General features: G+C 73.8%; 12 protein-coding genes. 6 read left to right on the top strand and 6 right to left on the bottom strand.

Annotated features, from left to right (window positions below; translation table 11 throughout):
* Positions 1 to 5: 5 nt before the first annotated feature.
* Positions 6 to 1,997, bottom strand: a complete 1,992-nt coding sequence (locus ABIB53_RS04850; protein WP_354587320.1) for an acyltransferase family protein — start codon at positions 1,995 to 1,997, stop codon at positions 6 to 8.
* A 46-nt stretch (positions 1,998 to 2,043) separates the two neighbouring features.
* Here ABIB53_RS04850 and ABIB53_RS04855 point away from each other — a divergent pair, with 46 nt between their 5' ends.
* The 4 genes from ABIB53_RS04855 (at position 2,044) to ABIB53_RS04870 (ending at position 7,746) form a co-directional block, all read left to right on the top strand.
* Positions 2,044 to 4,047 (top strand): acyltransferase family protein, encoded by a 2,004-nt coding sequence (locus ABIB53_RS04855; RefSeq protein WP_354587322.1) that lies wholly within the window; start codon positions 2,044 to 2,046, stop codon positions 4,045 to 4,047.
* Between the two features lie 84 nt (positions 4,048 to 4,131).
* The gene (locus ABIB53_RS04860) at positions 4,132 to 5,055 is read left to right on the top strand and encodes an LppX_LprAFG lipoprotein (protein ID WP_354587323.1); all 924 of its coding nucleotides are present in this window, start codon (positions 4,132 to 4,134) and stop codon (positions 5,053 to 5,055) included.
* The gene (gene serC / locus ABIB53_RS04865) at positions 5,052 to 6,176 is read left to right on the top strand and encodes a phosphoserine transaminase (protein ID WP_354587324.1); all 1,125 of its coding nucleotides are present in this window, start codon (positions 5,052 to 5,054) and stop codon (positions 6,174 to 6,176) included. Before ABIB53_RS04860 ends, serC begins: the two co-directional genes overlap by 4 nt.
* A gap of 4 nt (positions 6,177 to 6,180) precedes the next feature.
* Positions 6,181 to 7,746 carry a glycosyltransferase family 39 protein gene (locus tag ABIB53_RS04870; RefSeq protein WP_354587325.1) on the top strand — a complete coding sequence of 522 codons (1,566 nt, stop codon included), beginning with the start codon at positions 6,181 to 6,183 and terminating at the stop codon, positions 7,744 to 7,746.
* Between the two features lie 166 nt (positions 7,747 to 7,912).
* On the opposite strand, the gene ABIB53_RS04875 is transcribed toward ABIB53_RS04870, so the two are convergent.
* The 3 genes from ABIB53_RS04875 to ABIB53_RS04885 all read right to left on the bottom strand — a co-directional run bounded on the left by ABIB53_RS04875 (position 7,913) and on the right by ABIB53_RS04885 (position 11,277).
* Positions 7,913 to 9,196, bottom strand: a complete 1,284-nt coding sequence (locus tag ABIB53_RS04875) for an MFS transporter (protein WP_251718292.1) — start codon at positions 9,194 to 9,196, stop codon at positions 7,913 to 7,915.
* A gap of 4 nt (positions 9,197 to 9,200) precedes the next feature.
* Entirely contained in the window at positions 9,201 to 9,572 is a 372-nt protein-coding gene (locus ABIB53_RS04880) for a MarR family winged helix-turn-helix transcriptional regulator (RefSeq protein WP_083968156.1), read from the bottom strand.
* 220 nt (positions 9,573 to 9,792) lie between these two features.
* A complete protein-coding gene (locus ABIB53_RS04885) occupies positions 9,793 to 11,277 on the bottom strand; it encodes an NCS2 family permease (protein WP_123093711.1) in 1,485 nt (494 codons plus the stop codon).
* Between the two features lie 31 nt (positions 11,278 to 11,308).
* On the opposite strand from ABIB53_RS04885, the gene ABIB53_RS04890 reads away from it, so the two are divergent.
* Positions 11,309 to 11,602 carry a DUF2530 domain-containing protein gene (locus tag ABIB53_RS04890; RefSeq protein ID WP_224766991.1) on the top strand — a complete coding sequence of 98 codons (294 nt, stop codon included), beginning with the start codon at positions 11,309 to 11,311 and terminating at the stop codon, positions 11,600 to 11,602.
* A gap of 16 nt (positions 11,603 to 11,618) precedes the next feature.
* Here ABIB53_RS04890 and ABIB53_RS04895 read toward each other — a convergent pair whose 3' ends face one another.
* Both ABIB53_RS04895 and ABIB53_RS04900 read right to left on the bottom strand, forming a co-directional pair.
* The gene (locus ABIB53_RS04895; RefSeq protein ID WP_201467737.1) at positions 11,619 to 12,371 is read right to left on the bottom strand and encodes a DUF3027 domain-containing protein; all 753 of its coding nucleotides are present in this window, start codon (positions 12,369 to 12,371) and stop codon (positions 11,619 to 11,621) included.
* Positions 12,371 to 12,766, bottom strand: coding sequence for a cold-shock protein (locus ABIB53_RS04900; protein ID WP_354587327.1), 396 nt, complete (start codon positions 12,764 to 12,766; stop codon positions 12,371 to 12,373). Before ABIB53_RS04900 ends, ABIB53_RS04895 begins: the two co-directional genes overlap by 1 nt.
* Before the next feature lie 206 nt (positions 12,767 to 12,972).
* Between ABIB53_RS04900 and ABIB53_RS04905 the strand changes: the two genes are divergently transcribed.
* On the top strand, positions 12,973 to 14,307 hold the full coding sequence (locus tag ABIB53_RS04905; protein ID WP_191564551.1) for an MFS transporter: 1,335 nt from the start codon (positions 12,973 to 12,975) through the stop codon (positions 14,305 to 14,307).
* Positions 14,308 to 14,310: the final 3 nt, after the last annotated feature.

Consider the following 14,310-nt stretch of genomic DNA (forward strand, 5'->3'; position numbering starts at 1 on the left):
GGGGGTCAGCCCCGGGTCCGCCAGGCCTGGCTGACCTGACCCAGCAGCCAGCGCCAGATCATCGGCGAGGCCTCGGGCGAGAAGTGCACCGCGTCGTCGTAGAGGGGCAGGCCCTGCACCTCCTCGGTGTACCCGTCGGCGCACACGGCCCCGTGCAGGTCGAGCAGGCGGGTGTCGGGGTGCGCCTCGACCCAGTCGCGCAGCAGCGCGTTGGTGCGCACCGGGTCCGAGTACTCGTCGAGGTACTCCGGCGTGGCCTCGCGGATCGCGTCGAACTCGTCGTTGCCCGGCCCCTTGGGGAAGCTGCGGCAGGTGACGGTGACGACGTAGAAGTCCCGGATGCCGGCCTCGCCCGCCCGCTCGTGCATCCGGTCGAGCTGGCTGAAGACCATCTGGGTGTGCCCCGGGTCGCCGAGACGCACGACGGTGCCGTCGGGCTGCTCGTGGGGTAGCGAGAGCAGCGTGCTCCCCCACACCGCGACCGCCTCGACGCCGGCCTCCTTCGCCCGCCGGGGCCACGAGTCCTTCGCCTCCTGGCACTGCGGCGTCGTCGCCTTGGTCTCGAAGGCGTTGACGAGCGGCGCGTCGAGCAGGTCGCAGCCCTCGTGGGCGAGGTTGACCGGCTGCGCGTCGGGGAAGAGCCGCTCGGGGAAGCGCTCGACGAGGTACCACGGCACGGAGTCGCCGACCATGCCGATCCGGGTCGGCGAGCCGGGCACGTACTCGGGCTGGCCCTGCACGACCTGCGGCGCGGCGTCCATCGTCGTCGGCTCCGCGGCGAGCGCCTCCTGGGTCGGGGCGCGCATGAGGGTCGCGCCGACGACGAGCGCGGGCACCGCGACGGCCGCGACGGTGAGCAGCACCGGCCGACGGGTGCGCGGCAGCAGCGCACGCACGCCTCCGCGCAGCACCGGCGCCTCGACGTAGCGGTCGCTGAGGTGGGCGAGCAGGGCGGTCAGGCTCAGGCCGACGACCGCGCTGAGCAGCACCTGGTCGCCGATGGGCGATGCGAGCAGGGCGACGTGCACCGGCCAGTGCCACAGGTACAGCGAGTAGGTCAGCCGGCCGACCTCGCGCACGGGCCGCCACTCGAAGACCGCGGCGATCGCCCGCGGCCGCGCCGGGTCGGCGATCCCGATGATGATCGCCACCGTGCCGAGGTTGGCCAGGAGCATCCCGCCGCGCTCCCACACCCACGACGAGTAGGGCCCGATGGAGAAGAAGGCGGCGACGAGGCTCAGCACGCCGACCCACGCGAGCGGCGAGACCCAGCGGCGCGGGACGCGGGGCACGACCCCGTCGCGCCCGGCGGAGAAGAACGCGCCGAGCGCCGAGCCCATGAGCAGGGCCGAGACCCGCGTGTCGGTGCTGTAGTACAGGCGGGGGAAGCTCGCGCCGCTCGACGCGACGACCACGAGGTGCACGCTCGCGACCAGCGAGAGCACGGCGAAGGCGATGCCGAGCCGCTTGCGCGAGCGCAGGACGGTCATGAGGAGCAGGAGCACGAGGGGGATGAGCAGGTAGTACTGCTCCTCGATCGCCAGCGTCCACGCGTGGCGAAGGGGTGAGGGGTTGGCCTGGTCGCCGAAGTACTGGTCGCCCTGGACGACGAGACGCCAGTTCATCGCGAAGCCGAGGGTGGCCAGGACGTCGCCGCCGATGCGCCGGGCCTGCCCGGCGGGCGCGAGGGCCAGGGCCCACACGGTGATCGCGGAGACGACGAGGAGCAGCCCGGGCAGGAGCCGGCGGGCCCGGCGCTGGTAGAAGCGCCACGCGTCGACCCGGCCGGTGACCGCCCGCTCCTCGACGAGCAGACGGGTGATGAAGAAGCCCGAGAGGACGAAGAAGGTGTTGATCGCCAGCCACAGCCCGTCGGCGTGCGGCAGCCCGAAGTGCCCGACGAGGAAGAGGGCCATGAAGAGCCCTCGGAACCCGTCGAGGGCTGGGGTGTGGCCGTAGGCGGACCGGTACCGCCGCGGGCTCCTCGGGCCGGACATCGCAGCGATGCTACCCGCGGGTCAGGCGCTGCTTAGTCTGTCCTCCATGTCGCGGGCGATGGGGGTCATCAGGGCGGCGGTGAGCACCGACCGGCACCGTCACGGCTCGGCGTACAGCGCGCCCGTCGACGGCTACCGCGGGCTCTTCGTCCTCCTCGTCGTCGCCTACCACCTCGGCGTGCGCCAGCTCGGCGGCGGCTGGATCGGCATCAACCACTTCTTCGTCTTCTCCGGCTTCCTCATCGCCGGGATCCTCCTGCGCGAGCATCAGCGCTACGGCGACATCGACGTGCTGCGCTTCTACGCCCGCCGGGCCCGACGGGTCCTGCCGGCGATGCTCCTGCTCGTCGTCGGCGTGCTCGCGGTGACGACGGCGACCGGCTGGGGCGACCGGCGCCAGACCGCCGGCGACGCGGCCGCGACGGCGACGCTGTGGATCAACTGGCGGCTCGTGGCCCGCGACGACCAGTACTTCGACCTCTTCGCCGAGCCCTCCCCCCTTCGCCACGCGTGGACCCTCGGGGTGGAGGAGCAGTTCTACCTCCTCGCCCCCTTCGTCGTCCTCCTCGCGCTGCGGGTGCTGCGCACCCGGGCCCAGCGGGTTGGGCTCATGGTGGCGCTCGCCGTCGCCCTCGCCGGGTGGAGCCACCACCTCGTCGGCACCGACGTCAACGCCGCGCGGCTCTACTACGGCACCGACGTGCGGGCGCAGGCCTTCGTCATCGGCATCGCGGCCGCCTTCTACTTCGCGCCGGACCGGCGGGGTCGACGGCCCGAGCTGCCGCTGGCCGTCTCGCACGCCATCGGGTGGATCGGCACGGCCGTCTCGCTCGCCGCCTTCTTCGTGCTCGACGAGACCTCGATCGGGGTCTTCGCCGGCGGCGGGATGCTCGTCTTCGCCGTCGCCGCGGCCCTCATGGGCGTCTCGGCGCTCGACCCCCGCCCGATGCTGCTCAACCGGGTCATCTCCGTGCCGCCCCTCGTCCACCTCGGGCAGGTGTCCTACGGGCTCTACCTCTTCCACTGGCCGATCGGGCTGTGGTGGCAGCGCCTCGACCTCCACCCGGTCGTCTCGGGCGTCACCGCCTTCGCCCTCAGCTGGGTGCTCGCCGTCGCCTCGTACCGCCTCGTCGAGATGCCGGTGCTCACCGGCGGGCTGCGCCGGGTCCTGCGCCGTCGCGGGCTCTCCGCGACCGCCGTGACGACCGGAGCCGTCGCGGCGGTCGCCGCCGTCGCCCTCGTCATGGCCGCCCGCACCCCGGCCCTGGAGGACCAGCCGTGGGACGGCCGCCCGATCGACGCCGCCCTCACCTGGCGAGAGCCGGCCGAGCCGTTGCGCGTCGCCGTCGTCGGCGACTCGGTGCCGGCGAGCCTGCTCTCGGGGTGGGACCCCGGTCGCTACCGCGGGCTCGAGGTGCTGCGCTACGCCGAGTACGGCGGGTGCAGCGCGACCCCGGTGACGATGCAGGTGCTCGACCGGCAGGTGCCCGAGTCGCCGGTCTGCGCGTCGTGGCGCCAGCTGTGGCCGCGCGAGGTCCGCGAGAAGGGCGCCGACGTCGTCCTCGCACCCGCCGGGCTGCGCTTCGTCCTGCCGACCGTCGTCGACGGCGAGGTCGTGCCCCCGCGCTCGGAGCAGCTGCGCGGGCTCGTCGAGGCCGATCTCGACGCGATGCGAGAGCAGACGGAGCGCTCCGGGGCTGCGCAGCTCGACATCCTCAACGTCCCCTGCCGGGTCCTCGACGGCTCGAGCCAGCCGCGTCAGCAGCTCGAGCAGATCCGCGCGCAGCTCGGCATCACCGACGGCGAGCTCGTGCTCGACCCGACATGGGTCAACGGCGTCATCGACGACTGGGCGGCGCGGCAGGGCGATGACGACCCGCGGGTCACCGTGCTCGACCTCGACGCCCAGCTGTGCCCCGGCGGGCGCCACCAGCGGGTCGTCGGCGGGGCGCTGCTGTACGAGGAGGGCGTGCACTTCACCCCCGAGGGTGCGCGCGCCGTGTGGTCCTGGCTCGCCCCGGCCGTCGTCGAGGCGGCCGGCGGGCGCTGAGCGAGCCCCGGGCATGATGTGGGACGAGATCGACCCGCCCCCGCCCGCTCGGGCACAGTGGGGCCGACCACCGATGGAGGCGAGATGACCCGCGAGCACGCGCACCGGCACCGGCGCGCCGCCCGGCGCGCCCTCCCGGCCTTCGCCGGGGCGGCGGTCCTCGGCCTGCTCGGGGGCTGCGCCCTGCCGACCGACCCCGCCCCCACCGCGGGCGACAGCTCGACCCCGACCGACCCCGTGCCCTGGGAGACGAGCACCGGGTCGGGCAGCAGCTCGTCGAGCGGCAGCTCGTCCGGCACGAGCAGCCCCTCGAGCCGCGCGAGCTCGAAGGGGGCGACCCCCACCTCGCGCGGCGGGACCGGCACCTCGACCTTCCCCTCCCCCTCGAGCACCGGCGAGAGCGTCGACCGCGACGACTTCGTCGAGCGGGTGCGGCGCGGGCTGCGCGACAGCCCGAGCGCCGAGGTGCAGGCCGAGGTCGAGCTCGGAGGCACGACCGTCGAGGCGACCGGCGCCCAGGACCTCGACGCCGACGCGCTCGAGATGACGGTGAGCGCCGACACCCTGACCTTCGACTACCGCGCCGTCGACGACCGCTACTTCCTCGCCCAGCCGCCGCGCTGGGTCGAGATCGACCCCGAAAGCGCCGACTCGACGGTGCGCGCCACCCTCGACCAGATCCAGCTGCTCTCGCTGCAGCGCCAGCTCGACGGCTTCCTCGGCGGGGTGACGAGCGTCGGCGAGCAGGGCAGCGAGGACGTCGACGGCGAGGAGACGACCCGGTACACGACGGTGGTCGACACCGAGCGCGCCCGCGACGCCGTGGGCGGCGACCCGCTGCCGACGACCTCCGACCAGCTCCTCTACGACGTGTGGCTCGACGAGGACGACCTCATCCGCAAGCTCGTCGTCGACCTCGACGGCACCACGGTGACCCTGCGGGCAGACCGCTGGGGCGAGCCCGTGGACATCCAGACCCCCGACGCCTCGGAGATCGTGCAGCAGTGACGACCATCCCCGCCCACCTCCTGCCCCGTGACGGCCGCTTCGGCTCCGGCCCGAGCAAGGTCCGCCAGGCCCAGGTCGACGCGCTCGCCGCCGCCGGGGCCACCGGCGGCCCCGGCCCGGCCCTGCTCGGCACCTCGCACCGTCAGGCCCCGGTCCGCGAGCTCGTCGGCTCCGTGCGGGCCGGCGTCGCCGAGCTCCTCGGCGCCCCCGACGGCTACGAGGTCGTCCTCGGCAACGGCGGGTCCACCGCCTTCTGGGAGGTCGCCGCCTTCGGCCTCGTCCACGAGCGCGCCCAGCACTGCGTCTTCGGCGAGTTCTCCTCGAAGTTCGCCGAGGTGACGCGCTCCGCCCCCTTCGTCGGCGAGCCGAGCGTCGTCTCCGCCGAGCCCGGGTCGATCGCCCGGCCGGTCGCGCAGGACGGCATCGACGTCTACGCCTGGCCGCACAACGAGACCTCGACCGGCGCGATGGCCCCCGTCGAGCGGCCGGAGGGCACCGACGGCGCGCTCGTCGTCGTCGACGCGACCTCGGCCGCGGGCGGCGTCGCCGTCGACCTCGCGCAGAGCGACGTCTACTACTTCGCGCCGCAGAAGTGCTTCGCCTCCGACGGCGGCCTGTGGCTCGCGGTGCTCAGCCCGGCCGCCCTCGAGCGCGCCGAGCAGGTCCGCGCATCGGGCCGCTGGGTGCCGCCGAGCCTCGACCTCGTCACGGCGGTCGAGCAGTCGCGCAAGGACCAGACGTACAACACCCCGGCGATCGCCACCCTCGTCATGCTCGACGCCCAGCTGCGCTGGCTGCTCGAGCAGGGCGGGCTCGCCTGGGCCGACGCCCGCACCCGCGAGTCCTCCGGGCTGCTCCACGCGTGGGCCCACCGGCGCGAGGAGGTCACCCCCTTCGTCACCGACCCGGCGCACCGCTCGCAGGTCGTGACGACCCTCGACCTCGCCGAGCACGTCGACGCGGCCGCGATCGCGACGACCCTGCGCGAGCACGGCGTCGTCGACGTCGACCCGTACCGCAAGCTCGGGCGCAACCAGCTGCGGGTCGCGACCTTCCCCGCCGTCGAGCCCGACGACGTCGCGGCGCTCGTCGCGTGCCTGGACCACCTGCTCGACCGCTGAGTCGGTGAGCCTGCCGCACGCGGGCGGTCACGGGGGCGTCCGGCCGCGACACCTCCTGCTGCTCCTCGCGAGCCTCGCCGGGGTCGTCATGGCCACGTGGCGCCTCGGGGTCGCCTCGACCCGCGGCGACGAGATCTACTACCGCGACGCCGCGCTGGACCACCTCGCCGGCGACTGGCTCGCCAACGCGCAGCACCCGCCGCTCGCCAAGGAGCTCATGGCGCTGTCCATTGGGGTGCTCGGCGACGGGACGATCCCCGGCCGGCTGCCGGCGGCGACGTGCGCCTGGCTCACCGGCTTCGTCGTCGCGGGCCTCGTGTGGGAGGTCACCGGCCGGACGAAGGGGGGTGTCCTCACCGGCGTCGGGGCGGCCCTGCTGTGGTGGCTGCTCCCCTTCGAGCCGGCACGGATGGCGACCCTCGAGGCGCCGCTCGCCCTCTTCGTCACGCTCGCGACCTGGGCCTGGCTGCGCGCCCGCGTGGGCTGGTCGTCGTGGTGGTTCCTCCTCGGCGGCGCCGCCGTCGGGCTCGCCGTCGCGACGAAGCTCACGGGCGCGCTCGCCGTCGCCGGGCTGCTGCCGGTGCTGCTCCTCGGCGTCCGCGACCGGCGCGACCCGGCCGAGCTCAGCCGGCTCGACCCCCGCGCCCGCCGGCGCCTCGACCGGCTCGCGACGAGACCGGTGCGGCGGACCGTGACCGCGCTCGCCGTCGCGGCCGTGGGCGCGCTCACCACCTGGGCCGCGTGCTACCTGCCGCTCGGCGGCGACGCGCTCGAGGCCGTGCGCACCTCGGTGACCTTCCAGGCCGAGCACGCCGCCCAGGGCCACGCCCACCCGGTCGCCGGGCGAGACCAGCTCTTCCCGCCGTGGTGGTCGGGGTGGTGGTACCAGGCGCAGCACCTCGGGCCGGTCGCGACGACGGCGCTGTGGGCGCTCGCGATCGCCGGCGCCGTACGTCACCGGCGGCGCAGCGCCCCGGTCGTCGTCGCGCTCGCGGCGAGCGCCCTCGCCCTCGCCGTGTCACCGCTGCAGCTGCCGCACTACCAGTACGTGTGGTGGCCGACCCTGCTCGTCCTCGGGACCGCGGCCTGGGTCCCGGCGCCGGGCGCGACCGCTCCCCGGCGCGCGTCGTGGGCGCCGCGGGTCGCCTCGGCCCTCGCGCTCGCCCTCACCGTGCCGGTCGCCGGCGTCGCCGCCCAGCACGTGCGCGGGGTGCTCACGCTCGAGGTCGACGACTACCGGGCGGCCGCGCTGCTCGTCGAGCGCTCGGTGCCGGAGCAGACCCCGGTGACGGTGTGGGCGCAGATGCGGGCGGTGCGGCTCGGTCTGCCCGCCCAGGAGCTGTCCACCCGGTTGCCCGCCGACGCCAACCCCGCCGTGCTCGTCGTCGACCTGCAGTGGGCGCAGCGCAAGGGGCTCGACCTCGCGCTGTGGGAGCGCTGCCGCTCGGCGCAGTATGACCGGCAGCCGCTCGGCGCGGTCGTCGTGTACGTCCGCGACGACTCGGTGCAGGCCGACCCGTCCGGGGGCCTGCCAGAGGGCTGCGAGGCGCTGCCCCGCCAGGGCGGCTGACTCCCCCTTCGCCTGCGCTGCTGGCTCCCGTCGCCGGCGCGGCCGGCTCTCCCGTCGCCCGTGCGGACGGGGAGGGGCCGCACACGTCAGAGCAGGGCGCCCGCCGCGACGGCGAGGACGAGGGCGAGCAGGACGACGATCGTCGTCGTGCGGCGGACCTTGGGGCTCACTTGGCTGCCTCCGGCATGATCTGGGTCGGACGGACGGTCACGCGCACGTGGGGACGCCGCTGCGACTCGTAGCTCACGGTGACATCCTCTCGCCTGATGAGCCAGGCCGACACCGCGACGAGGGTGAGACCGACCGCGGCGGCGCCGATGCCGATCGTCCACCGCGGGCCGAGGACGTCGCCGATCCAGCCGACGAGCGGCGCGCCGAGCGGGGTGCCGCCGAAGAAGATCGCCATGTACAGCGCCATGACGCGGCCGCGCATCGAGGGCTCGGTGCGCATCTGCACCATCGCGTTGGCCGTCGTCATCGCCGTGAGCGCGCTCAGCCCGCAGGCCGCGAGCGCGATGGCGAAGGTGAGATAGCTCGGGGCCACCGCGGCGGCGCCGGAGGCGACGGTGAAGCCGACGAGCGCGAGGAGCAGCACCCGCAGGCGGGGCTCACCCCGGCGGGCGGCGAGCAGCGCGGCCGACAACGAGCCCACCGCCATGACCGAGCCGAGCAGGCCGTACTCCTGCGAGCCCTTGTCGAAGACCTGCGTGGCCATGAGCGCGATCGTCAGCTGGAAGTTCATCCCGAAGGTCCCGAGCACGAAGATCAGCACCATGACGAGCTTGATGTCGGGGCGGCTGCGCACGTAGCGCAGGCCCTCGACGACCGACCCGCGGCGGGCCGAGCGCGGGGCGGGGGTGAGCTCGGAGGGGCGCATGAGCAGCAGCGAGGCGATGACGGCGGCGAAGGTCACCGCGTTGGCGAGCATCGTCGGGCCCGAGCCGATCGCGGCGATCGTCAGACCGGCGACACCGGGGCCGACGAGCCGGCCGAGGTTGAAGGAGGCGCTGTTGAGCGCGACGGCGTTGGCGAGGCGCTCGGCGGGCACCATCTCGCCGACGAAGGTCTGCCGCGCCGGGTTGTCGAAGGCGGTCGCGACCCCGGTGAGCAGCGCGAGCAGGTAGAAGTGCCACAGCTGCGCGGTGCCGCTCACGACGAGCAGACCACCGATGAGCGCGCTGAGGCCGAGCGTGGCCTGCGCGACGAGGATGAGGGCGCGCTTCGGCACGCGGTCGGTGACCGCACCGGTCCACGGCGCGAGGAGGAGCATCGGGGCGAACTGCAGGCCGGTGACGACGCCGAGGGCCGTCGCGGAGTGGTCGGTGAGCTCGGTGAGCACGACCCAGTCCTGGGCGACGCGGCCCATCCACGTGCCGACGTTCGACACGAGGGCGCCGGCGGCCCAGATGCGGTAGTTGCGGATCGACAGAGAGGCGAAGGTGGGGCTCACCGGCTCACCTCGCCGCGATCTCGGCGAGGATCTTCGCGGCGTCGGCGAGGGTCGCGCGCTCCTGCGCGCTGAGCTCGGCGACGCGGGCGACCATCCAGGCGTCACGGCGGGCGCGGGTCGCGCGCAGGACCTCGCGGCCCTGGGCGGTGATCGTCACGAGCACCTGCCGGCCGTCGTCGGGGTGCGCGGCCCGCTCGGCGAGGCCGTCCTCGACGAGGCAGCCGACGGTACGGGTCATGCTCGGGGCCGACACCTTCTCGATGTCGGCGAGCGCTCGGGGGGTGAGCGGTCCGTCCTCGATGCGGGACAGGACGGAGAACTGGTGGGGTGCGACCTCGTGGTCGCTCTCGAAGCGGACGCGTCGGCTGATCCTCATGCAGGCCAGTCGAAGGTCCTCCGAGAGCCGCCGGGTGGCGGCTGCTTCCTTCGTCGGCACGGGGCTCCCTTCGTCAGGTACTTAGCATAACTCATTACCTGTGCTAAGCATTCCTGACGGGGGCGCACCGATGGGTGAGCGCGAATCGCCGCTACGTCGGCGACGTAGCGGCGATTCGCGCTCACTCAAGGGTGGAGGGGAGTCGCCCCTCGCTCACCGGCTACTGGACGCCGAGGAGGCTCTTGATCGGGTCGATGCCGAAGTAGAGGACGAAGAGCACCGAGACGAGCCACATGAGCGGGTGCACCTGGCTCGCCTTGCCCCGGACGAGCTTGAGGAAGACGTAGGTGACGAAGCCGGCCCCGATGCCCGCCGTGATCGAGTAGGTGAAGGGCATGAGGACGATCGTGAGGAAGGACGGGATCGCGATCTCGAGGTCGTCCCAGCTGATCTGGCCGACCTGCTGCATCATGAGGAAGCCGACGAGCACGAGCGCCGGGGTGGCCGCCTCGTAGGGCACGACCGCGACGAGCGGGCTGAGGAAGGTCGCGAGCAGGAAGAGCACGCCGGTGACGACCGCCGACAGACCCGTGCGGGCCCCTTCGCCGACGCCCGTGGCGGACTCGATGTACGAGGTGTTCGAGGAGACGCTCGCGGCGCCACCGGCGATCGCGCCGATCGAGTCGACGACGAGGATGCGCTGGCTGTGCGGCGGGTTGCCGTCCTCGTCGAGCAGACCGCCCTCCGCGCCGACGGCGACCATCGTGCCCATGGTGTCGAAGAAGTCCGCGAGCATGAGCGTGAAGATCAGCAGGAAGGCCGCGACGACGCCGATCTTGTCGAAGGAGCCGAGGAGGTTGAAGTCGCCGATGAGCCCGAGGTCGGGCACGGAGACGAGCGTGTCGGGCAGGGCGGGCACGTTGAGCCCCCAGCCGGTGGGGTTCTGCACCACACCGTCCGGACCGACGATGCGCGGGCCGACGTCGGCGACGGCCTCGACGACGAGCGCGAGCACGGTCGTGCCGAAGATGCCGTAGAGGATCGCGCCGTTCACCCCGCGCGAGTACAGGCCGATGATCGTCAGCAGGCCGATGACGAAGACGAGCAGCGGCCAGCCGGCGAGGAAGCCGCCGACGCCGAGCTCGCCGAGGGGGCCGCCGGCCGCCTTGCGCACGAAGCCCGCGTCGACGAGGCCGACGACGGTGATGAAGAGGCCGATGCCGACGGAGATCGCCGTCTTCAGCTGGGCGGGCACCGCGAGGAGCACGGCCCGGCGGAAGCCGGTGAGGACGAGGAGCAAGATGATGATGCCCTCGAGGACGACGAGGCCCATCGCGTCGGCCCACGTCATGCCCGGCAGCTTGGCGATGCCGAAGGCGACGAAGGCGTTGAGGCCGAGACCGGCGGCGAGCGCGAGCGGGAAGTTCGCGACGACGCCCATGAGGATGGTCAGCAGGCCCGCGACGAGGGCGGTGCCGGCGGCGACGAGGAGCTTGGCCTGCTCGACGTCTCCCCCACCGAGGAAGCCACCGGTCGAGTCGGCCTGGGTCCCGATGATGAGCGGGTTGAGGACGACGATGTAGGCCATCGTGAAGAAGGTGGCCAGGCCACCGCGGATCTCGCGGCCGAGGGTCGAGCCGCGCTCGGTGATGCGGAAGAAGCCGTCGAGGGCGCCCAGGCGCGCCGTGTCAGGGGTGGAGGACATGCGCGCAGAGTAGTGCGCCTACGCTGACCCCGTGACGAGCGGGTCGAAGGGCGAGCAGGGCACCGACGCCCCCGACCTCGTGCGCGTGCGGGCCGACCGGGTCGCCGCCGCGGGCATGATCCTGTGGGCCGTCGCCCTCGTCGTCGTCCTCGCCGTGCCGCCCCTGCGCACGGGAGATCGCGACTGGTGGCCGTGGGCCTGCGTCAGCGGCCTCGCCGTCGGCGCGCTCGGGTGGGTCTACCTGCGCCGCGGGCGCGGCAACGCCGCCGACGCGGACGCGCCGATCCGCGTGCCGGACGCCGTGCGACGCGTCGGCGAGCGCTGACCGGGCGCCCACCGGCTCAGAGCTCTTCGAGCGTCTCCTCGTCGAGCACCGGTGCGGACACGCGCTCGGGCTCCGGGGCGTCCATGTCGACCTCGGAGTGCGCACCGCACCCGTGGTCGAGGCTGACGACCGAGCCGTCGCTCGGCGACCACTCGTTGGCGCACACCCCGAAGACGGGGCGCAGCGCGCCGGCCATCGGCACGAAGTAGCCGCACGACGAGCAGTGCTCGCTCGCCTTGACGGCGACCGCGGCGGTCGGGCCGTGCTCGCCGTCGTACCAGCGCTGGGCCGCGGCCTCGCGCCCCTCGCCCGACAGGACGCGGGGGCGACCGAGGCCGAGCTCGAAGAAGCCGACCTCGTCGACGTCCTCGTCACCGGTCGCCTCGAAGCCCGCGACGAGGTTGGGGTCGTCGTCGATCTTCGGGGTGACGTCACCGGGGCCGACGTCACCGGGCTGGAGCCGCTCGGCCCACGGGAGCCACTGCGGCGACAGGAGCGCCTCGGCGCCGGGCACGAGGTGGGTCTCGCACACCGTCGCGACCTTCGCGCGGGGCACGCGGGCGAGCGAGACCGCCCAGCGCCAGCCGTGGTAGCCCGGCGCGGTGCACGTGAAGTAGTGGGTGCCGAGCCGGTCCTCGTCCATCGCGAAGGACTCGTGCTCGCCGACGGTGCCGGGGTCGGCGACGGCGACGACGGCCTCGCGCGCGGTCTCCACCGCGGCCGCGAGGACGGCGTCGCTCTTGACCGCCCGGGTCCTGGTCGCCGCCATCAGACGTCGAGGTCGTCGGCGACGCGGCGCATGACCTGGGCGATCTTCCTGCCCTGGCCCTTCTCGGGGTAGCGGCCCCGGCGCAGGCCGGCACCGACCCCGTCGAGCAGCTTGATGAGGTCCTCGATGATGACCTCCATGTCCTCGGCCGGCTTGCGGTCGCGCTCGCGGCGGTTGGCCGCGACGCTCGGAGCGGGCTCGAGGACGGTGACGGAGAGCGCCTGGGCGCCGCGGCGCCCCTCGACGATGCCGAACTCGACGCGCGTCCCGCCGCCGAGCGTGCTCACGCCCTGCGGGAGAGCGTTCGCGTGGAGGAAGACGTCCTCGCCGTCGTCGCCGGAGATGAAGCCGAAGCCCTTCTCCTGGTCGTACCACTTGACCTTGCCAGTCGGCACGGTGAACCCCTTGGTCTTGTCGTGTGCACGGCCGCGCTCGCGTGGGCGTCGCGTCGCCGTCGATGTCTGTGCGGCCCGTGGGCCACCCTCAAGGCTAACGCCCGCGCCCACCTCGCCGTGCCCCACCGGCGTCCGACCTGGTCGAGGCGGTGCTCCGGTGCGCCTCCAGATGCAGGCCGTGCGCGGATGGGGCACAGTGTCACCTCGTGACTGCCCATCGGCCCTCCGCCCTCCCGGTGGACGTCCCGGCCGACGAGATCGGCCCCGGGGTGCGCGGCTTCTGGGCCGCCCTCCCGCGCGAGGGCCGCTACCTGCTCTCGACGGTCGCGCTGCAGCACCTCGGGCGCGGCATGACCCTGCCCTTCACCGTCATCTACCTCCACGAGGTCCGCGGCTTCAGCCTCGAGCTGTCCGGCACCCTCATGGGTCTCATGGCCGTCATCGCCGCCATCTACGGCCCGATCGCCGGCACCTTCGTCGACCGGGTCGGCGCCCGGCTCGTCGTCATGAGCGGCAGTGTGCTCGCCTCGATCGGGACCGTGGCGCTCGCCTTCTCCTCGACCCTGCCGATCGCGCTCGTCGCCTGCCTCTTCCTCGGGCTCGCGCACGGCACCGGCTGGTCGGCGTCGAACTCCCTCATCTCCGCGATCGTCGCGGGCCGGATGCGCCAGCGCTACTTCGGCGTGAACTTCGCCCTGCTCAACCTCGGCATCGGCCTCGGCGGGGTCCTCGCCGGTGCGGTCGTCGACGTCGACCGGCCGATCACCTTCGAGGCCCTCTTCCTCCTCGACGCGGTGCTCGTCCTCATCCCCGTCATGTGGCTGCTCGGCCCGCTGCGCCACGTCCACGGCCGGGCCGCGCACACGGACGCCTCCGAGCCGCGGTCCTACGCCGCCGTGCTGCGCCGCCCCGGCTTCGGCTGGATCCTCGCGGTCACCGCGCTGACGAGCACCGTCGGCTACGGGCAGATGGAGGCCGGCATCCCCGCCTTCGCCCGGACCGTCTCGCAGGTGAGCACCGAGGCGGTCGGCCTGCTCTTCGCCGCCAACACCGCCGTCATAGTCCTGCTGCAGTTCGTCGTCCTCCACCGCATCGAGGGCCACCGCCGCACCCGCGTCATGATGACCCTCCTCGCGATCTGGGCCGTCTCGTGGGGCCTGCTCGGGCTGTCCGGCCTGCTGCCGGGCACCCTCGCCGCCGCGATGCTCGTCGTCGCCTACGGCGCGGTCTTCGGTCTCGGCGAGACGATGCTCCAGCCCTCGATCCCGGCGATGGTCAACGACTCGGCCCCCGACCACCTGCGCGGCCGGATGAACGCCGCGAGCTCGACGGCCTTCATGCTCGGCGCGATCGTCGGACCGGTCCTCGCGGGCGTCCTGCTCGGGCGTGGCCTGGCCGCCGTCTTCATCGGCTGCATGCTCCTCGGCCTCGTCGTCAGCGCATGGATGCTGCTGCGCATCGAGCGCATCGTCAGCCCCGAGGTCAACGGCCTGCCCGCCGCGAGCCCCTCGACCTCGCCGCGCACGCAGCGCGCCGGCTGAGCC

This window comes from Janibacter sp. UYMM211 (assembly GCF_040547045.1).
Taxonomy (GTDB): domain Bacteria; phylum Actinomycetota; class Actinomycetes; order Actinomycetales; family Dermatophilaceae; genus Marihabitans; species Marihabitans melonis.

Excerpts from the sequence above, each read along its gene's own strand:
- ABIB53_RS04880 (WP_083968156.1), bottom strand. The coding sequence starts at position 9,572 with ATGAGGATCAGCCGACGCGTCCGCTTCGAGAGCGACCACGAGGTCGCA.
- ABIB53_RS04895 (WP_201467737.1), bottom strand. The coding sequence starts at position 12,371 with ATGGCGGCGACCAGGACCCGGGCGGTCAAGAGCGACGCCGTCCTCGCG.
- ABIB53_RS04855 (WP_354587322.1), top strand. The coding sequence starts at position 2,044 with ATGTCGCGGGCGATGGGGGTCATCAGGGCGGCGGTGAGCACCGACCGG.
- ABIB53_RS04885 (WP_123093711.1), bottom strand. The coding sequence starts at position 11,277 with ATGTCCTCCACCCCTGACACGGCGCGCCTGGGCGCCCTCGACGGCTTC.
- ABIB53_RS04860 (WP_354587323.1), top strand. The coding sequence starts at position 4,132 with ATGACCCGCGAGCACGCGCACCGGCACCGGCGCGCCGCCCGGCGCGCC.
- ABIB53_RS04850 (WP_354587320.1), bottom strand. The coding sequence starts at position 1,997 with ATGTCCGGCCCGAGGAGCCCGCGGCGGTACCGGTCCGCCTACGGCCAC.